This is a genomic window from Streptomyces coeruleorubidus (assembly GCF_028885415.1).
Taxonomy (GTDB): Bacteria; Actinomycetota; Actinomycetes; order Streptomycetales; family Streptomycetaceae; genus Streptomyces; species Streptomyces coeruleorubidus_A.
Map to the genome: position 1 here is coordinate 685,547 of NZ_CP118527.1, position 18,948 is coordinate 704,494.

An 18,948-nucleotide genomic window follows, 5' to 3' on the forward strand; every position below is an offset into this window, starting at 1 on the left:
GCGCCGCCTCGCTGATGTCCTGGGCGACGCTCGGCACGTACATCACGAAGGCCGCTCCCAGCAGCGGTCCGTACAGCGAGGCGAGCCCTCCGACCACCAGGCCGGCCAGCAGAGTGATGGACAGGACGAAGCTGAACGAGTCGGGTGAGACGAAGCCGATCACCCAGGTGTAGACGCACCCGGAGACACCCGCGAACAGCGCGCTCCATGCGAAGGCGAGGGTCTTGTGCAGCGACAGCCGTACGCCCATGACCTCCGCGGCGCTCTCGTTGTCCCGCACGGCGAGCAGTGCCCGGCCGACCCGGGACCGCAGCAGGTTGCGGGCGAGCAGTAGGGACACCGCGGTGACGGCGAGGACGACGAAGTACATCCACTGGTCCTCGGCCATCCCGCTCCACGCGGGCGGTTGCAGCTTGTCCACGGTCAGGCCCATGGAGCCGCCCGTCACCGGTTCGAGCCGTTTGAGCAGCGGCGGCAGGAACACCGCGAACGCGAGGGTGACGAGGGCCAGGTACAGTCCGCGCAGTCGCAGGGCGGGCACGCCGAAACCGAGGCCCAGCAGGAAGCATCCGGCGGCCGCGACCGGCAGCGTGGCCAGGTGCCCGGTGTCGTACCGGTCGAGCATGACCGCCGCCGTGTAGGCCCCTGCCGCGAAGAACGCGCCGTGCCCGAGCGAGATCTGCCCGCCGAATCCGACCAGCAGATTCAGTCCGGCCAGCGCCACCGCGTACAGCAGCACCATGGTCAGCTGGAAGACCTGGAAGGGGGCGAAGTAGAACGGTGCGCTTACGGCGACGGCCGCCACGAGCAGCGCGGTGAGCGCGGCCCGCAGACGCCGGGCGCGGTCGGTGCCGAGTGTTGCGACGATCGTGCTCATGCGCGTTCCACCGCCGCCCGTCCGAACAGGCCCTGGGGTCGCACCAGCAGCACCGCCAGGATGATCACCAGGGGTACGCCCACCTTCAGATCGGCACCGACCACGTCCACGTAGGCCCCGGCCAGCGTCTCGGCGACGCCCACGCACAGGCCGCCGACGACCGCGCCGACCGGGCTGTCGAAGCCTCCGAGGGTGGCCGCGGCGAACGCGTAGATCAGCACCCCGCCCATCATGTTGGGCTCGAGGAACAGCAGCGGGGCGACGAGCACGCCCGACACGGCGCCGACTGTCGCGGCCAGCCCCCAGCCGAGCATCAGCACCCGGCCCACCCTGATGCCCGACAGCCGGGCGGAGGCGGGGTTGCAGGCGACCGCCCGCATCACCAGGCCGCTGGAGGTGTGCTGGAACAGCAGGTACAGCAGGCCCATCACGACGGCCACCACCGCGATGATCCCGAGCGTCGACCAGTCCACGCGCACGCCGGCCAGGTCGATCCCGCCGTCGGGGAACGGCTGCGGGAAGTCCTTCACGGTGAACGACCAGATCAGACCGGCCATCGCGTTGACGAAGATGAACAGGCCGACCGTGACGATGACCATCGTCAGCTCGGGCGCGTTCCGCACGGGACGGATGACGATCCGCTCGACCAGCATGCCGCCGGCGAAGGACACCGCCAGGGTGACCGGCAGCGCGAGCCAGAAGGACATCCCGGACGCCACGAGCTGCCACGCCACGTACGTGGAGATCATGGCGAGCTCACCCTGGGCGAAGTTCACGATGCCGGTGAACCGGTGGATCAGCACCAGGGCCAGCGCCAGGCTGGCATAGACAGCGCCGGAGCCGACCCCTTCCACCACTTGCTGGAGCAGTTCGGTCACGGCGCTCACCCGTCCTTTCCGGAGCGGACGGAGACACCGAGGTACACCTCGGCGACCTGCCCGTCCTCGCGGATCTCCCGGGACGGCCCGGACAGCACCAGGCGGCCGGCCTCCAGTACGTGCGCCCGGTGCGCCACATCCAGCGCGAGCTGGGCGTTCTGTTCGACGACGACCACGGTGGTGCGTTCCTCCTCGTTGACGGCACGGACGATCTCGAACAGCTCGCGCGTGACCAGTGGCGCCAGCCCCAGCGACGGCTCGTCCAGGAGCAGCAGGGCGGGCCGCAGCATCAGCGCCCTGCCGATGGCGAGCATCTGCTGTTCGCCGCCGCTGAGGCTGCCGGCGGCCTGGCGTGACCGCTGGCGCAGCTTGGGAAAGTAGTCGTAGATCCGTTCCAGGTCGGCGGCCACGGCCGCGCGTTCGGCGCGGCCCCGCCGCCACCGCCCGGTGCGCACGTGGGCGCCGATGCGCAGGTTCTCCTCGACGGTCAGGTCGTTGAAGGTGCCCCGGCCCTCGGGCACGTGCGCCACGCCGAGACGGGCGGCCTGCTCGGGCGAGCGGCCCAGCAGCTCCGTGCCGTTCAACGTCACCGAGCCGCGTCCGCGGACCATGCCGCACAGGGCCCGCAGTGTTGTCGTCTTGCCGGCGCCGTTGGGCCCGAGGATCGCGCACACCTCGCCGCGTGCGACGGAGAAGTCGAGCCCTTGGAGCACGCGGGCCTGGCCGTATCCGGCATGCAGGCCGGCGACCTTCAGGAAGTCCGGCTCCGCATGCGCCTGCCCGGCTTCGGGGCTGTCGGTGGTGGGTTCCGTCATGCCGCCACCCCCAGGTACGCCTCGATGACCGCCGGGTCACGTTGGATCTCCTCCGGCGAGCCCTCGGCGATCTTGCGCCCGAAGTCGAGGCAGACCACCTTGTCGCACAGGCCCATCACGAAGCCCATGTGGTGTTCGACCACCACGAGCGTGAGGTCGAAGTCCTCGCGCACCGACCGGACCAGATCCGCGAAGTGGCCGACCTCGCCGTGGCTGAGCCCGTTGACGGGTTCGTCGAGCAACAGCAGCCGGGGGCGTACCGCGAGCGCCCGGGCGAGTTCGACGCGTTTGAGCGTGCCGAACGGCAGCCCGGAGGCGGGGTGGTCGGCGACCTCCGCCAGGCCGAGGCGCCGTAGCAAGTCGTCCGCCTGGTCACGTAGTTCCCTCTCCTCCCGCCGCACGCGGGGCAACCGGAGCGCCGCGGCGAGGTGTCCCGTGCGCCCCCGGCTGTGGGCGCCGACCATGACGTTCTCCCGGACCGTGAGCAGCGGGAACAGACCCAGGTTCTGGAAGGTACGGGCGATGCCGCGCCCGGCCACGGAGTGCGGCGGGAGAGCGAGCAGGTCCTCGTCCTCGAACCGCACCGTCCCCGCATCGGGGGTGCAGCGCCTGGTGAGGCAGTTGAACAAGGTGGTCTTGCCGGCTCCGTTCGGTCCGATGAGCCCCACGGCGGTGCCCGGCTCGACGGTGAACGCGACACCGTCCAGTGCCGTGATCCCGCCGAAGCGCACGCTGATACCGTCGACCGCGAGCATGAGTGACGCCCCTTCCGAGGTGCTGGGGGGTGGGCGAGCGTCACAGTAGGTGGGGGCCTTCCGAGCGCACATTGGGTGCGAGCACCCAACTTCGTGGCCACCGACTTGTGCGCCGCGCCCAGCTCCCCCGGTATGTCGCCCGCCGAGCCTGTTGACGGGACACGAGGGGGGCGGCGACGATCGGCGCCATGTCTCGCGGACCCGCCCTGGGCGCCCCCGCACTCTCCGACCCGCTCAGCCGGGAGCGGCACCGGATCCTGCACGCCGTCCAGGACCGGCTCGAGGACGTGGCGAAGACCGCTGTCGCGGTCATGCGCACGGAGATCCCGTCCTACGCGCTGCAGGACGAGCGGTTCTTCGACGACGTACGCGACCAGGTCCTCACGCACTACCGGATGCAGCTGGCGGCGCTGGCCGGCGGCCGGGACATCGCCCCCGAAGACCTGGTCTTCAGCCGCGCGGCAGCCATGCGCAGAGCACGCGCGGGGTTCGCCCTCGAGGACTGGATCAGTGCCTTCCGGGTCGGCCGGCAGGTGTTGTGGGACGTGCTGCTGGACTGCGCGGGCACGTCCGCCGAGGCACAGCAGGCCGCGCTGTCCCTCGTCACACCGCTGATGCGGTACGTCGACTTCGCCAGCACCCATGCCGCGCAGGCCTATGTCGAGTACCAGCAGCACGTGGTCGCCGACGCGGACCGTGAGCGCCGGGATCTCCTGGACCAGCTCCTGGCCGGCGCGGCACCGGCGCGCGGTCCGCTGCTCGCCGCGGCGCAGGCGTACGGCATCGGGCCGCACTCGCCGATGATGGCGGTCGTGGCGGTGTGCGTCGGCGACACGCGCACCGGCGACCTCACCTCGGCCGAGCACGGCTACGCGACCAGCGCGTCCATCGGCATCGCCGGGCCCTGGGCCGGCCGGACCCTGGTCGTCGTGCGCCACGGCGAGGTGGTGGCCGTGCCGGTGGTCCGCACCGGCATGGACGCGGAGGACATCTGTACCCACTTCGAGGCGGTGCAGCGGCGGCTCGCGCGAGAGGGAACCATGCTCTCCATGGGCATCAGCACAGTCGCCGAGGGCGCCGGCGAACTGCCGCGCGCCTACGAGGAGGCACGGGCCGCCCTCGACATCGTGCCGAGCGGGGGCGGAGTGGCGGCACTGCCGCGCCTGTCCCCCTTCGACTACCTGGCGCTGCGCGCCGACGACCTCGCCCGCCAGCTGGTCGATCCCCGCGTGCGTGCGCTGCTTGAGGAGGACCGCAGACGTGGCGACACGCTGGCGGCCACCGTACGGGCCTTCGCGGAGGCCGACCTCAACCTGCGGCTGGCCGCCGACCGGCTGCGGATACACCACAACACGGCGCACTACCGGTTGCGCCGGATCGAGGAACGCACGGGGCGCAATCCGCGCCGGATCGCCGACCTCCTGGAACTGCTGGTCGCCCTCGCCATCCGCGACGGGGCCGGGGAAGGTGGGGATCACCAGTGAGCGGCATCGTGGAGTCCGCGGGGACCGAGGCGGCACGTCAGCTGCCGGACAAGCAGGGGGGCACGGTCCGGAGTGCGCTTCTGGACGCCGCCCTGGAGGTGTTCACCGAGCGCGGTTACGCCGACGCCGGTCTCGCCGAGATCGCGGCGCGCTCAGGCATCCCGGTGGGCAGCCTCTTCCAGCACTACGGCGGAAAGCGAGGGCTCTACCTCGCTCTGTGGGAGGAGTTCCGGGAGGCACAGGAGCGCCGGACCGCGGCCACGCTGACCGCCGAGCGAGGCCGTGGCGTGGACGACCCCATCGCCCTTTTCGTGGCGGGAGCCAGGGCGTACCTGGAGGGCGCGTGGGACAACCGGCGGTTCGGCAGACTCCTCGTGGAGGATGACGGCCCCACGGGCTTCGACGCGCTGCGCCGACAGTGGGACCGCGCGTGGGTACGGCGCAACGCCCGGCTCCTGGAGGTGGACGAGAAGCGACGTGCCGGCCGGGTGCGGGTGAGAGTGCTCACCACCGTGATCGGCGGGGCGGCACGCGAGCTGGGCGACTGCGGCGACGAGACGGAGGCCCAGGAGATCGTCGACGAGGTGTGCGGCATCCTGATCCACCTGTCTGCACCGCCCGGCTGAAACGCCCGGCGCCGGTGCAGTCCGACGCAGCGGTCGGCGCTGCGGCCTCGATCAGGTGGTCTCCTGCGTGTACTCGGGGTGCAGGCGCCCCAGTAGCTCGTAGAGACTGCGGCGCCCCTCCTCGTCCAGACGCTCGAAGGCTTCCGAGGTGCCCCGCATGTCGGCGCGGATGAGGCGGACTGCCTCCCGTCCCTCTTCGGTGGCGACCACGTTCTTGATCCGCCGGTCGGCCGCGTCGGCGCGCCTGGAGACCAGTCCACGCGCCTCCAGCCGGTCGACGAGTCCGGTGATGTTGGAGGCGTCGCAGGCCAGCCGCCCCGCGAGGGCGCGCATGGGCAGCGGTTGCCGCCGGAGCAGGATGAGCATCTTGGCCTGCGTCATGGTGAGCCCGTGCAGTGCGGCCGCCGCAGTCAGGTCCCGGTAGTAACCGGCAGCAGCGCGTGCCAAGCGCTCCATGAGTGCGTCGTGGTCGGGGTCACTGTCCTGCGCAGCGGAGCGTGCGGCGGGCGGGGCGGAGGTGTGGGCCATGCCTCAAGTGTAGGCGAATCTCAACGTTTGACTTCATCAACCTTCGAGGTTTACCGTCTCCGTCATTACTTGGCTGCATCAAGCATCTAACTGCCGACCAGTCCCCCGTCGGGCTCCCGCCACAACGCCCCGCCCCGCACCGGAGAAAGCACCCGTGTCCCAACCTCTTACTCCGCCGCATGGCCGACAGCGCGCCGAGACCGCAGTGGTCCTTGCCCTGAGCCTCGCCGCGATGATCGTGTCGATGATGCAGACACTGGTGGTGCCGATCCTCGGCCTGATCCAGAACAGCCTCGGCGCCAGCTCCGCCGAGGTCAGCTGGGTCACCACCGCGACCCTGCTCTCGGCAGCCGTCTTCACCCCGCTGCTCGGCCGCTTCGGCGACCAGCACGGCAAGAAGCCGACCCTCACCGGCGTGCTGGCGGTGATGATCGTCGGCTCGGTCCTGGCCGCCACGACCGACTCGCTGCTCTGGCTGATCGTCGGCCGGGTGCTGCAGGGAGCCGCCACCGCGATCTTCCCGCTCGCCCTGTCGGTGCTCCGCGAGGAGATCCCCGCCCGCCGTCTGCCGGGAGCGATGGCGCTGGTCAGCGGCACCCTGGCGTTCGGCAGCGGTTTCGCACTGGTCACCACCGGCCTGCTCACCCGCGGCGACAACGCCGACTACCACCACGTCTTCTGGCTGGCCACCGGCCTCGCAGTGGTCACCCTGCTCACCGTCCTCCTCCTCGTACCGGCGAGCCGCACCAAGACCGGCGGACGCACCGACCTGCTCGGCGCCCTCACCCTCGGCCTCTTCCTGGTTCTCCTGCTGCTGCCGATCTCCCAGGGGCACGAGTGGGGCTGGACCTCCGCCCCTACTCTGGGCAGCTTCGCCGGAGCGGTCCTCATGGCCGGAGTCTGGAGCTTCACCGAGAACCGCGTCCGCGAACCCATGGTCGACATGAAGATGCTCCTGCACCGCCCGGTGCTCTTCAGCAACCTCGCGGGCCTCTTCGTGGGATTCGGGATGTTCGCCCAGTTCCTCGGCGTCTCCTACCTGGCGCAGGTGCCCAGGGACATCGCGGGCTACGGCTTCGGCGCCTCCGTGCTCCGCGCCTCCGTCGCATACCTGCTGCCCAGCACGATCGCGTCGCTCGTCGTCTCCCAGTTCGGTGGCGTGCTGATCCGCAGGATCGGACCACGCCTCACCCTCGCCCTCGGCGCGGTGATCGGCATCGTCGGCTTCGCGTGGCTGGCCGCCGCACACTCCTCCACCCCTTCGGTCATCGGCGCCGGCATGGCTGTCGGCACAGCCATCAGCCTCGGGTACGCCGCCATGCCCGCCCTCATCGTCGCGGGGGTGCCGCCCCACCAGACCGGCATCGCCAACGGCATCAATTCCATCTCCCGGTCCGTCGGCAGCGCGATCGGCAGTGCGCTGATCACCTCGCTGCTCGCCTCCAGAACCATCGAGAACCTTCCGGCCGGAGTGCCACCACTGCCTGCCGAGAGCCAGTTCACCCTGAGCTTCACCCTGGCCGGTGTCGCCTTCGCGTTCGTCCTGGCCCTCTCGCTGGTCGGCCTCGAGCGGGGACAGCAGGCGCCCCGTACGGAACACCAGCCCGCGACGGGGCCGGCCGCTGCCACGACCGCTGCCTGACGAGCCCCACCGCTGTCCGCACCACCGCACCACCACTACACAAGGAGTCACCCCCATGAAGGCCATCACTTACCGCACCTACGGCGGCCCTGAGGTCCTGGAGTACGGCGATGTACCAAACCCGAAGCTCGGCGTGGACACCGTGCTGGTCCGTGTGAAGGCCGCCGCCGTCAACCCGGTCGACTGGAAGATCCAGGCGGGGTACCTGGACGCCGTCATGGACGCCGTCTTCCCCGTCATCCCCGGCTGGGACGTGGCGGGCGTCGTCGAGGAGACCGGCGTCGGAGTCACCGAGTTCGCTCCGGGCGACGAGGTGATCGGCTACGTCCGTGAGGACTTCGTCTCCCGCGGGACCTTCGCCGAGTACGTCGCCGCCCCGGTCCGTACGCTCGCCCGCAAGCCCGCCGGCCTCTCCTTCGAGGAGGCCGCCGGCCTTCCGCTGGCCGGCCTCACCGCATACCAGGCACTGACACGCTCCCTGCGGGTGCGGGCCGGCGACACCGTGCTGGTGCACGCCGCGGCGGGTGGCGTCGGCTCTCTGGCCGTACAGATCGCCAGGTCGCTCGGCGCCCGTGTCATCGGCACCGCCAGTGAGTACAACCACGCCTACCTGCGAGGGCTGGGAGCGGAGCCGGTCGTCTACGGCGAGGGCCTCACCGACCGTGTCCACGCCCTCGCGCCGCAGGGCGTGGATGCCGTACTCGACCTCGTCGGCGGGGACGCCCTGAAGGTCTCGCCAGGGCTGCTCGCCGAGGGCGGCCGCCTGGCCTCGGCTGTGGACGGCGCCGTGCTCGGCCTCGGCGGCGGGTACGTCTTCGTGCGACCCGACGCCCGGGACCTGGAGGCTCTCACCGAACTCGCCGAGCGCGGGGAGCTGCGGGTGGACGTGGCCGCCGCGTTCCCCTTGGAGCAGGCCGCCGACGCCCAGCGCCTCAGCCGCGAGGGCCACACCCGCGGCAAGATCATCATCACCGTCGCCTGATCCACCGTTCGCCGCCGCCCCACCGGCCGGCACCCCGCCGGACACCCCCACCACCGCGCGACCCGCGCGCACATTGAAGGAGACAGTTGTGACCGCAGTTCTGTTCGTCGTCACCGGCGCCGACCACTGGACGCTCGCCGACGGCACCCTCCACCCCACCGGCTACTGGGCCGAGGAACTCGCCACTCCGCACCGGCTGTTCCGCGAGGCAGGGTTCGACGTCACCATCGCCACACCCGGCGGCGTGGCTCCGACCGTCGACGCCGTCAGCCTCGCCGCCGAGTCCACCGGCGGCGCGGAGCAGTCCGATGCCATCGCCGCGTACCTGGCTGCCATCCGCGCCGACCTGGAGAACCCCGTCAAGCTCGAAGAGGTCGACCTCGACGCGTACGCCGCCGTCCTCTACCCCGGTGGCCACGGCCCCATGGAGGACCTCGCCGTGGACGCCGGCTCCGGCCGCCTGCTCACCGCGGCGCTGGACTCCGGCAAGCCGCTCGCGGTGCTGTGCCACGCCCCGGCGGCCCTGCTCGCCGCCCGGCGCGAGGACGGCAGCTGGCCGTTCGCCGGTTTCCGCATGACCGGCTTCACCAACACCGAGGAGACCGCAGCCGGCTTCGCCGACAAGGCCAAGTGGCTGCTCGAGGACCGCCTGGTGGAACTGGGGGCCGACTTCCAGGCCGCGGCCCCGTTCAGCGAGCACGTCGTGGCGGACCGCAATCTGCACACCGGTCAGAACCCCGCCTCCTCGGCGCGGCTCGCCCGGAACCTCATCGACGCCTTGAAGCGCGGCTGATCCCCCTGTCGGCGCCGGCGCCCGGGCTGCCCCGCGGCGCGGCGACAACGCCCCCGTCCACATACCGCACCTGTGAGGGAACCATGAACAACCCCGCGCCCGAGCAGCCCGCCGAGCTCGTCGCCCGGTTGCGCGCCACCTTCCGCGCCGGCAGGACCAAGCCCGTGGCCTGGCGCACCGAGCAGCTGAACCGGATGCGTGCCCTGCTCACCGAGCAGGGGGAGACCTTCGCCGCGGCGCTCCACGCCGATTTGGGAAAGAGCTCCGCCGAGGCTTACCGCACGGAGATCGACTTCGTCATACGCGAGATCGACCACACCCTGGAGCATCTCGACGAGTGGCTGCGCCCCGAACCGGCCCCCGTCCCCGCGTTCATCGGCGAGGCGAGTGCCTGGACGCAGTACGACCCGCTGGGGGTCGTACTGGTCATCGCCCCCTGGAACTACCCGGCGCAGCTACTGCTGGCCCCGGTGGCCGGTGCCCTGGCCGCGGGCAACGCGGTGGTCGCAAAGCCCAGCGAACTGGCCCCGGCCACCTCCGCCGCCCTCGCCCGCCTCGTGCCGCAGTACCTCGACACCGACGCGGTCGCCGTGGTCGAAGGCGGGGTCCCGGAGACCACGGCCCTGCTCGAGCAGCGCTTCGACCACATCCTCTACACCGGCAACGGCACGGTCGGCCGCATCGTGATGTCCGCGGCCGCCCGGCACCTCACGCCCGTCACCCTCGAACTGGGCGGCAAGTCCCCGGCGTTCGTGGACCGGGGCACCGACCTGGACACCGTCGCCGCCCGCCTCGCGGCCGGGAAGTTCCTCAACGCCGGGCAGACCTGCGTCGCGCCCGACTACGTCCTCACCGACCCCGAGACCGCGCGTGCTCTGGAAGCCGCCCTGGCCAAGGCCATCGAGGGGCTGTACGGGTCCGACCCCGCCGCCTCCCCGGAGTACGGCCGTATCGTCAACGAACGCCACTTCGACCGGCTGACCGCTCTCCTGGACTCCGGCCGTCAGGTCACCGGCGGCGCGTACGACCGCGAGACGAAGTACATCGCGCCGACCGTCCTGGCCGAGGTGTCACCGGACGCACCCGTCATGCAGGAGGAGATCTTCGGCCCGATCCTCCCCGTCGTCGAGGTGGCCGGGCTCGACGAGGCCATCGACTTCATCAACGACCGCGACAAGCCGCTGGCCCTGTACGCGTTCACCGACTCCGACACCACCCGGGAGCGGCTTGCCGCCGAAACCTCCTCGGGCGGCCTCGGGTTCGGCCTGCCGCTGGCCCATCTCACCATCTCCGACCTGCCGTTCGGGGGCGTCGGGGAGAGCGGCATGGGCAGCTACCACGGCCGCTACTCCATCGAGACCTTCAGCCACCGCAAAGCCGTCCTCGCCGAGCCCCTGTGACGAACGGGTGGTCAACGCAGGTCGGGGACAGCTGGAGCGGGCGGCGGCAGGGACGCTTCCCCGTCGCCGCCCTCCACCGGCCGGGGCCGGTCGTAGCGCATGAGGCCCTCCTGCGCGACGGCGGCCACCAGACGCCCGCCCGTGTCGAACAGCCTTCCACGGGTGAGCGCCCGGCCGTGCTCGGCCGACGGGGAGACCTGGTCGTACAGCAGCCACTCGTCCGCGCGGAAGGAACGCAGGAACCACAGCGAATGGTCCAGCGACGCACCCTGTACGGCGGTGGGGGGATGTGGCAGCCGGGCGGAGCCCAGCAGCGCCATGTCGCTGAGATAGGTCAGTGCGCAGGCGTGGACGGCTGCGTCGTCCGGCAGCGGACGTCCGTACCGGATCCACACCCGCTGGCAGGCCGGCGCCCCCGGGACGTGGCCGATCTCGCCCCCGGGCACCCAGCGCATCTCCCAGTGGCGCCATTCCGCGGGCCGCGGCATGCCCCAGCCATTGATGCGGTCGGACTCCGGGATGTCGTCAGGTGCCGGCACCGCCGGCATGTCCACCTGGTGAGAGAACCCTTCGTCCCCACGATGGAACGACGCCGTCACCGTGAAGATCGCCTCCCCCGCCTGGACAGCGGTCACCCGGCGGGTGCAGAAGCTGCCACCGTCGCGGATCCGCTCGACCAGGTGGTCGGTCGGCTCGTGCGGACGGCCGGGCCGCAGGAAGTACCCGTGCAGCGAGTGAGCCGAGTACGACCGGTCGAGGGTGCGCGCCGCGGACATCAGCGACTGGGCGGCGATCTGGCCACCGAACGTCCGCGCCCACTCGCTGGGGATCGGGCCGGACCGGAACAGGTCCGGCCCGATCTCGTCCAAGGCCAGGACCTCTGGCAGGCCGGCCATGCTTCGGCTCCTCTCACTCGCCACTGCTTCTTTCCTCTGAGCGTGGGTGTCGAAGTCCTGTGTCAAGGCGATCGGTTCAGATACCTGCCGTGTCCGCGACTTCGTGGGCCTTCGTCACCAGTGCGTCGATGCGCTCCGCGGTCGGGGTCCCGGACGCGGCCTTGTTCCGCGGTTCCTCCATCGCGCGGCGCATGACGCCCTCCGCGATGATCGCGACCTTCCACAGTCCCATCACGTGCCAGTAGCCCAGCGCCGCCAGGTCGCGTCCGGACGCCGCCGAGTAGGCCGCCACGAGTTCCTCGCGGGGCGGGAAGCCGTCGAGAGCGGTCGCGACGAAGTCGCCCGAGGTGTCCTCGCCCTTGGCCGGCCAGTAGGCCAGCAGGCTGCCCAGGTCCGCCAGCGGATCCCCAGCGTCGACAGCTCCCAGTCGAGCACCGCCGTCACCTCCCGCTGCCGTGGGAGGTGATGACGTTGCGCAGATGGAAGTCGCCGTGCACGAGCGTCAGTTCACGCTGCTCCGGCACGGCCGCGACGAGGCGCCGGGTGAGGTCCTCCAGGGCGGGCAGTTCGCGGGTCCTGGACCTCTCCCACTGGGCCGACCACCGCTTGAGCTGACGCTGCGCATACGGCTTGTGGCCGGCCAGACCGGTCAGCCCGGTCGCCTCGAGATCGACCGCGTGGATCTGCGCCAGCGTCCGCGGCAACGACATCCCGATCGCCCGACGGCGCTCGGGCGTCAACGACCGCGCGATCGACATCCTGTCGACGACCTCGCCGTCCACGAACTCCATGAGCAACAGCGGGACGTCGGTCACGGCGGGGTCATCGGTCAGCCCGAGCACCCGCGGGGTCGGGACGGCGGCGCTCTCCAGGGCGGTGAGAATCCGCGCCTCGCGGGCCACGTCGTGCGCCGACGCCAGCAGATGACCCAGCGGTGGGCGCCGCAGCACCCATCTGCGGCCGTCCTGATCCATGACGAGATACGTCAGGTTCGACTGGCCCAGCCCGATCCGCTCGAAGGCCAAGGGCCCGGCGAAGTCGACGCCGAGGGTGGCGAACCAGCGGCTCACGGCCCCGGCGTCGATTCCGACGATGTCCGCGCTAGACACCGATACCGGTTCCTTGCCTGAACAGGAGGGCGTCGCCGAGCAGTTGCCCGCCGTCGATCACCAGGGTCTCGCCGGTGATCCAGCTCGCGGCGTCCGAGACGAGGAAGGCGACCGCGGAGGCGATGTCGGCAGGCTCCCCGATGCGGCCCAGCGCCATGGAGGCGGACACGACCTGCTCGTGCTCCTTCCACAGAGCCTCGGCCAGCTTCGTGCGCACCACACCCGGTGCCACCGCGTTGACGCGGATCTTCGGCGAGAGTTCCAAGGCCAGTTGCCTGGTGAGATGGATCAGTGCGGACTTCGACGCGTTGTACAACCCGATGTTCGCCTCGGAGGCCATGCCGCCCACCGACGCGGTGTTGACGACCGCCCCGCCGTGCTCCCCCATCCAGGCCCGCGTGGCCAGACCCGTCCACATGACGGGCGCCCACAGGTTCACGTCGAAGGTCTTCGCGAACCGGCCGTGGTCCTGGTCGATGACCGGCCCGTAGGCCGGGTTGGTCCCCGCGTTGTTGACGAGGATGTCCAGGCCGCCGAAGCGCTCGAGCGTCAGATCCACACACCGCTGGGCCGCCTCTTCGTCGACCGCGTGCGCGCCGACGCCGACCGCTGTGCCCTTGACCTGGGCCGCGGCGGCGTCCGCCGCCTCCTGGGACCGGGAGGTGAGGACGACGTTTCCGCCGGCCTCCGCGATGGCCTGGGCGATCGCCAGCCCGATACCGCGCGAGGCCCCGGTGACGACGGCGGTGCGACCGGTGAGATCGAGTCCTGCCATCTCAGCTCACCGCCGCCGTCGCCTCGTCGCGGTACTGCCGCAGTTCCTGCTTGGCGATGGCCCGCTTGTGAACCTCGTCGGGACCGTCCGCGAGCCGCAGCGTCCGCAGATGCGCGTACATCATCGCCAAGGGGAAGTCGTCGGTCACTCCGGCTCCCCCGTGCACCTGAATCGCACGGTCGACGATCTTCAACGCGATCTCGGGGGCGGCCACCTTGATGGCCGCGATCTCGGTGCGTGCTTCCTTGTTGCCGACCGTGTCCATGAGATACGCGGCCTTGAGCGTGAGCAGGCGGATCATCTCGATGTCGATACGCGCTTCCGCGATCCAGTCCTGGATGTTGGACCGTTCGGCGACCGCGCTGCCGAAGGTCACCCGTGACTGTGCGCGCCGGCACATCAGTTCCAGCGCCCGCTCGGCCGCGCCGATGGCCCGCATGCAGTGGTGGATACGACCGGGCCCGAGCCGGGCCTGGCTGATCGCGAAACCCTCACCTTCGCCCTTGAGCACGTCCTTGGCAGGCACCCGGACATTCTCGAAAATGATCTCCGCATGGCCCTCGCGATCCGCGTAGCCGAACACCGGGAGGTTGCGGACCACGGTGACCCCAGGGGCGTCTACGGGTACAACCATCATCGACTGCTGGCGATGTGGGGCCGCCGTGGGGTCGGTCTTGCCCATCACGATGAGCACCTTGCAGTTCTTGTGCATCGCGTTCGAGGCGAACCACTTGCGGCCGTTGAGCACGTACGCGTCGCCGTCTCGTTCCATCCGCAGCTCGATGTTGGTGGCGTCGGAGCTGGCGACACGCGGCTCGGTCATCGCGAAGGCCGATGCCATCGTCCCGTCGAGCAGGGGCTTGAGGTACTTCTCCTTGTGCTCGTCGCTGCCGAACAGCGTGAGCACTTCCATGTTGCCGGTGTCAGGCGCGTTGCAGTTGCACGCCTCGGATGCGATGTGGCTGCGGCCCATGATCTCCGCCAGCGGCGCGTACTCGAGGTTCGTCAGACCGGGGCCCCACTCCGGATGCGGGTGGAACAGGTTCCACAGTCCACGCCTGCGCGCCTCCGCCTTGAGCTCCTCGAGGATGGGCGGGTGGAAGTGCGGGTCACCCGACGCGCGCATCTGCTCGTGGTACACCGCCTCGGCGGGGTAGATGTGCGCATCCATGAACTCGAGCAGATCCGCCCGGTATTTCTTGGCGCGGTCCGACATCTCAAACAGGGACATCCGAACTCCTGACGGGTAGGGAGGGAAAGTCGGGCGGGCGCTTGTCCAGGTGACTGGCCACGCCCTCGACCACGTCGGACCCGCGGAACGCCTGGAGCATGAGGCCTTCCGCCCGGGCCACGGAATCGGCGTAGGTGCCGTCCGCGTCCTTGCTCAGTTGGCTCTTGATGGTGGCCATGGACGCCGGGGAGCAGCGCCGCGCCAGATCGGCGGCGTACGCGACAGCGGCATCCACCACACTCCCGGTGGGGACCAGGTGGTCGAGGAGTCCGACCCGGAAGGCCTCCTCGGCGTCCACCATGCGACTCGACAGCAACAGGTCCGCTGCCCGGCTGTGCCCCACCAGCCGGGGCAGCAGCCAGGAGATCCCGTACTCGGCGATCAGCCCGCGTTGCGCGAATGCCGTGGTGAACCGGGCCGAGGGCGAGCCGAAGCGAATGTCGCAGTAGAGGGCCTCCACCATGCCCAGGCCGGCGGCCACTCCGTTGATCGCTCCGATCAGCGGTTTGCGCAGGGTCCGCGGAATGTCCCGTGGACGGCGCCGTGCCCTGTCCGCCTCGGAGACCTCGCCGACCGTCTGCAGCCGTTGCAGATCGGCTCCGGCGCAGAATCCGCGTCCCGCGCCGGTGACCACGACGGCGCGTACGTCCGGGTCGTCTTCGGCGGCGTCGAGCAGCGCGAAATAGCGGTCCTCGAGTTCGTCGGTCCAGGCGTTCAGCTTGGCGGGCCGGTTGAACGTGAGCACCAGCACCGGACCTCGGTGTTCGGCGAGGACGAGCTCGCCCGGCGCGCCGGTCATGCCTGCGCCAGCAGGGAGCTCTGGTACCGGCGCATTCCGCGCAGCCACCGGTCGTAGTCCGAGCCCTTCTGCCGGTACATCCCAAGAACGTCTTCGTGCGGCAGGACCAGGAAGCGCTCGTCCTCGACGGCGGCCAGGACGGCGTCGGCGACTTCGGCCGGTTCCAGGACGTCACCCGCGGAGGTGACGGCCCGCGTCGCGGCTCTTCCCAGCGCGTCCCCGGAGTCCTCCCCGGAGGACAGCAGCTTGGTGTTCACCCCCATCGGGCACAGACAGCTGACACGGACCCCGCGATCGCCGTAGGTGACACTCAGCCATTCGGCGAAGGCGACGGCCGCGTGCTTGGTGACGGCGTACGTGGCGGAGCCGATCTGGGTGAGCAGTCCGGCCGCCGAGGCCGTGCTGACGAAGTAGCCCTCACCGCGCTCGAGCCAGCGCGGTACCAGCAGCCTTGCCGCACGGATGTGGGCTCGCAGGTTGACGTCGATCGAGCGGTCCCAGTCCTGCTCGCTCGCGTCGAGGCCGGGCGCCCCGGCGATGCCCGCGTTCGCGAAGTAGAGATCGACCGGACCGAAGGTGCTTTCCGCCAGGTCGACCAACTGCTGGATCTGCTCGGTGTCCGACACGTCCGCGCCGGCGCTGACGGTGCTTCCCTGACGGTCGGCGTTGACTGCCTCCGACACTGCCCGAGCGCTGTCCGCGTCGAGGTCCGCGACGACGACACGGGCGCCCTCGCGAGCGAGCCGTGCGACGAGCGCGCTGCCGATGCCTGCGCCACCACCGGTGACGACGGCGACTCTTTGTGCGACGTTCACGGCAACCCTCTCCGTTGACTGGGTGTGCGATGCGTCCACCTGTATAGTTGAATCCGACGTCAACTTCAATAGCTGCCCACACGGAACCACATGGAGAAAGCCGCCCAACCCCAGGGGGATGAGCGGCTACGAGGCAGGCTGATCAGCGGTGGTCGGGGAAGCGGAGGGCGTTCGCCCAGAGCCGGGTCACCGTGGACACGAGCTCCTCGAAGTCCACCGGCGCACCGTCTTCCTGCCGTTCGCCGAGCACGAAGGCGTTGTAGGCCATGACGCTGACCATGCCCGACAGCGCACGGGAGGCCATCATCGGATCGACCTCACGGTCCGCGACACCCCGCGCCTGCAGGTCGGCGATGCCACGGGCATTGCGGCGGATGAACGCGTCGGCGCGCCGGCGCCGGAACTCACGGAACTCCGGCTCCACTTGAGCCACCTGCTCCAGCAGGCCCATCAGCTTCGCGTTCCGTTTGTACGCCTCGAGGTACGCGCGATTGCTCGCCTCGAGTACCGCATAGGGATCGTCGGTACCCTCCACCCGGCCCATGCCGGGGTGCATCATGTCCTCCTGCGCCTCCAGGAGGACGGCGGCAAGCACCTCTTCCTTGTTGGCGAAGTAGGTGTAGAAGGATCCCGCCGCGCATTGAGCCTCTTTGGTGATGTCGGTGAGGCGGGTGTCGAGGTAGCCGTCCCGTTCGAACACCTTCCGCGCGGCTTTCACCAAAGCGGCCCGGGTCCGCGCTCCGCGCTGCGTCGTGGGGGGCTCACGAAGGTGCGTCAGGGGCGCCATGGGCGGCGCCTGCTCGCCGTCGATCTCCTCGTGCGCAGTGGTCTCCATCCCGGCAACTGTACTTGAATCCGACACCACAATCAGAAACCGGGAGGGCGCAGGCTCAGTGGCGGCGGGCGGCGGGAACGTCGGCGGGCGCCCTGTCGCGGGTCAGAGCCGTACGGTCGATGGACCGCTTGAGGATCTTCCCGGTCGGGCCCTTGGGCAGCGCGTCGACGAACCGGACGATACGCGGGATCTTGTAGGCGGACAGCCGCTCTCGGGCCCAGCTCGACACCTCGGCGGCACCGAGCTCCGCACCGGGCCGGGCGGCGATGAGCGCGGCGACCTCCTCGCCGTAGTGCTCGTCGGGAACGCCGATCACGGCTGCCTCGACGATGTCCGGATGCTCGTAGAGAACTTCCTCGACCTCGCAGGGATAGACGTTGTAACCGCCGCGGATGATCAGATCCTTGATGCGGTCGACGATGCGAAGGTCGCCGTCCGTGTCGGTTTCACCGAGGTCGCCGGTCCGGAACCAGCCGTCGGACGAGAGGGCCGCGGCGGTGTCCGCGGGGCGGTTCCAGTAGCCGCGCATCACCGTGGGCCCCTTGATGTGGACCTCGCCGACGATCCCCGGCGGGCACTCCTCGCCGTCGTCGTCACGCACCTGGACCCGCGTCCGCGGCACTGCCCTGCCGGTGTACCCGGTCCTGCCGCCGCGGTCGATGTCGTTGAAGGTGCCGAACGCGGTGGTCTCGGTGAGTCCGTACCCTTCGAGGATGGTGCAGCCGAAGCGGGCCTCGAAGGCCCGGGCGATCTCGCCGGGAAGCGACGCGCCGCCGGAGACGGCGACCCGGAGCCGGGCGAAGTCCGCCGGGTTCGCGTCACCCGCCGCGTGCAGCAGCGCGTTCCACATGGTCGGCACGCCGGCCATGATGGTGAGCCGGTCGCGGCGCAGCATGTCCAGCATCGACGCCGGGTCGAATCGGGCCAGCAACGACATCGAGCCGCCCACGGTCAAGGTCGCCATCATGACCGATGCCTGGCCGAACACGTGGAACAGCGGGAGTCCGGTGCCGGTGCGGTCGGCGCTCGAGGCACGGCTGCACTCGGCGCCGATCTCCCCGGCGGACAGCAGGTTCCCGACGGTGAGTTGGGCTCCCTTCGGCCGCCCGGTGGTTCCCGAGGTGTAGAGGATGGCCGCGGTCTCGTCGCGGTCCCGGTCGACGACGTCGGCCGGGGCAGCGGTGACCGACGCGCCCGGGGACAGCGTCCAGGAGGGCACCGAGAGCGCCGCGGCCGCCTCCACGACAGCCGGGCCGAGGGCGTGCCATGCGATCGCCCATGAGCATCCGGCGTCGCCGAGAACGTACTCGACCTCGGCCCGGGTGGACATCGTGTTGACCGGCACCACGACACAGCCCGCGGCCTGAATCCCGAGGTAGGCCACCACGAACTCGGGCACCGACGGGGCCGCGAGCAGCACCCGGTCCCCCGGGGACAGACCCGCGGCGACCAGGGCGCCCGCGTACCGCATGCTCGCGTCCCGCAGCTGGAGGTAGGTCCACTGATCCGTGGCGCCGCGCAGTGCGATGTGGTCGGGGGTGGCGGCCGCGTGGCGGCACACAGGATCGAAAACGCTGGTCATGGGCGGTGCCTTCCGGGAGGTGAGCAGGTGGTGGTGTGGTTCGGGCCCTCGTCGATGAGGTGACTCGGCCCGGCTTCGGCCTCAAGCCCTCGGGAGGTGTGGCCGGACGACCGACCACACCGCGCC

At 70.6% G+C, this 18,948-nt stretch carries 19 protein-coding genes and 1 pseudogene; 6 read left to right on the forward strand and 14 right to left on the reverse strand.

All coding sequences use genetic code 11. From position 1 onward, the window contains the following. Positions 1-22: 22 nt before the first annotated feature. The 4 genes and pseudogenes from PV963_RS43910 to PV963_RS03290 form a co-directional block, all read right to left on the reverse strand. Positions 23-877: pseudogene (locus PV963_RS43910) on the reverse strand (branched-chain amino acid ABC transporter permease); the annotation flags it as partial. Beyond that, positions 874-1,764: a branched-chain amino acid ABC transporter permease gene (locus PV963_RS03280; RefSeq protein WP_274814039.1), complete on the reverse strand. Its 891-nt coding sequence runs from the start codon at positions 1,762-1,764 to the stop codon at positions 874-876. The pseudogene PV963_RS43910 and the gene PV963_RS03280, both read right to left, overlap by 4 nt. Then, positions 1,761-2,570, reverse strand: a complete 810-nt coding sequence (locus PV963_RS03285; protein ID WP_274814040.1) for an ABC transporter ATP-binding protein — start codon at positions 2,568-2,570, stop codon at positions 1,761-1,763. Before PV963_RS03285 ends, PV963_RS03280 begins: the two co-directional genes overlap by 4 nt. Beyond that, positions 2,567-3,325 carry an ABC transporter ATP-binding protein gene (locus PV963_RS03290; protein ID WP_274814041.1) on the reverse strand — a complete coding sequence of 253 codons (759 nt, stop codon included), beginning with the start codon at positions 3,323-3,325 and terminating at the stop codon, positions 2,567-2,569. The genes PV963_RS03285 and PV963_RS03290 overlap by 4 nt, the downstream gene beginning before the upstream one ends. 188 nt (positions 3,326-3,513) lie before the next feature. Here PV963_RS03290 and PV963_RS03295 point away from each other — a divergent pair, with 188 nt between their 5' ends. After that, entirely contained in the window at positions 3,514-4,809 is a 1,296-nt protein-coding gene (locus PV963_RS03295) for a PucR family transcriptional regulator (protein ID WP_274814042.1), read from the forward strand. Then, a complete protein-coding gene (locus tag PV963_RS03300) occupies positions 4,806-5,435 on the forward strand; it encodes a TetR/AcrR family transcriptional regulator (RefSeq protein ID WP_274814043.1) in 630 nt (209 codons plus the stop codon). The genes PV963_RS03295 and PV963_RS03300 overlap by 4 nt, the downstream gene beginning before the upstream one ends. Before the next feature lie 51 nt (positions 5,436-5,486). Here the strand turns inward: PV963_RS03300 and PV963_RS03305 are convergent, their stop codons facing one another. After that, a complete protein-coding gene (locus PV963_RS03305) occupies positions 5,487-5,963 on the reverse strand; it encodes a MarR family winged helix-turn-helix transcriptional regulator (RefSeq protein WP_342456362.1) in 477 nt (158 codons plus the stop codon). Between the two features lie 154 nt (positions 5,964-6,117). Between PV963_RS03305 and PV963_RS03310 the strand changes: the two genes are divergently transcribed. The 4 genes from PV963_RS03310 to PV963_RS03325 all read left to right on the forward strand — a co-directional run bounded on the left by PV963_RS03310 (position 6,118) and on the right by PV963_RS03325 (position 10,780). Next, positions 6,118-7,605 carry an MFS transporter gene (locus tag PV963_RS03310; protein ID WP_274814044.1) on the forward strand — a complete coding sequence of 496 codons (1,488 nt, stop codon included), beginning with the start codon at positions 6,118-6,120 and terminating at the stop codon, positions 7,603-7,605. Positions 7,606-7,660: 55 nt separating this feature from the next. Further along, positions 7,661-8,587 (forward strand): NADP-dependent oxidoreductase, encoded by a 927-nt coding sequence (locus PV963_RS03315; protein WP_274814045.1) that lies wholly within the window; start codon positions 7,661-7,663, stop codon positions 8,585-8,587. Between the two features lie 88 nt (positions 8,588-8,675). Next, a complete protein-coding gene (locus PV963_RS03320; protein WP_274814046.1) occupies positions 8,676-9,380 on the forward strand; it encodes a type 1 glutamine amidotransferase domain-containing protein in 705 nt (234 codons plus the stop codon). Positions 9,381-9,463: 83 nt separating this feature from the next. After that, positions 9,464-10,780 carry an aldehyde dehydrogenase family protein gene (locus PV963_RS03325; RefSeq protein WP_274814047.1) on the forward strand — a complete coding sequence of 439 codons (1,317 nt, stop codon included), beginning with the start codon at positions 9,464-9,466 and terminating at the stop codon, positions 10,778-10,780. Positions 10,781-10,791: 11 nt separating this feature from the next. Here the strand turns inward: PV963_RS03325 and PV963_RS03330 are convergent, their stop codons facing one another. The 9 genes from PV963_RS03330 to PV963_RS03370 form a co-directional block, all read right to left on the reverse strand. Further along, positions 10,792-11,676: an acyl-CoA thioesterase gene (locus tag PV963_RS03330; protein WP_274814048.1), complete on the reverse strand. Its 885-nt coding sequence runs from the start codon at positions 11,674-11,676 to the stop codon at positions 10,792-10,794. 76 nt (positions 11,677-11,752) lie between these two features. Further along, positions 11,753-11,968, reverse strand: coding sequence for a hypothetical protein (locus PV963_RS03335; RefSeq protein ID WP_274814049.1), 216 nt, complete (start codon positions 11,966-11,968; stop codon positions 11,753-11,755). 148 nt (positions 11,969-12,116) lie between these two features. Next, the gene (locus PV963_RS03340) at positions 12,117-12,785 is read right to left on the reverse strand and encodes a phosphotransferase family protein (RefSeq protein ID WP_274814050.1); all 669 of its coding nucleotides are present in this window, start codon (positions 12,783-12,785) and stop codon (positions 12,117-12,119) included. Further along, on the reverse strand, positions 12,778-13,560 hold the full coding sequence (locus PV963_RS03345) for an SDR family oxidoreductase (protein ID WP_274814051.1): 783 nt from the start codon (positions 13,558-13,560) through the stop codon (positions 12,778-12,780). Before PV963_RS03345 ends, PV963_RS03340 begins: the two co-directional genes overlap by 8 nt. 1 nt (position 13,561) lies before the next feature. After that, positions 13,562-14,791: an acyl-CoA dehydrogenase family protein gene (locus PV963_RS03350; RefSeq protein ID WP_274814052.1), complete on the reverse strand. Its 1,230-nt coding sequence runs from the start codon at positions 14,789-14,791 to the stop codon at positions 13,562-13,564. Continuing rightward, complete coding sequence (locus PV963_RS03355) at positions 14,778-15,590, reverse strand: enoyl-CoA hydratase-related protein (protein ID WP_274814053.1); 813 nt, start codon at positions 15,588-15,590, stop codon at positions 14,778-14,780. The genes PV963_RS03350 and PV963_RS03355 overlap by 14 nt, the downstream gene beginning before the upstream one ends. Beyond that, positions 15,587-16,405, reverse strand: a complete 819-nt coding sequence (locus PV963_RS03360; protein WP_274814054.1) for an SDR family oxidoreductase — start codon at positions 16,403-16,405, stop codon at positions 15,587-15,589. The genes PV963_RS03355 and PV963_RS03360 overlap by 4 nt, the downstream gene beginning before the upstream one ends. Before the next feature lie 142 nt (positions 16,406-16,547). Further along, positions 16,548-17,240: a TetR/AcrR family transcriptional regulator gene (locus PV963_RS03365; protein ID WP_274814055.1), complete on the reverse strand. Its 693-nt coding sequence runs from the start codon at positions 17,238-17,240 to the stop codon at positions 16,548-16,550. Positions 17,241-17,295: 55 nt separating this feature from the next. After that, positions 17,296-18,822 (reverse strand): AMP-binding protein, encoded by a 1,527-nt coding sequence (locus PV963_RS03370; RefSeq protein WP_274814056.1) that lies wholly within the window; start codon positions 18,820-18,822, stop codon positions 17,296-17,298. Positions 18,823-18,948: the final 126 nt, after the last annotated feature.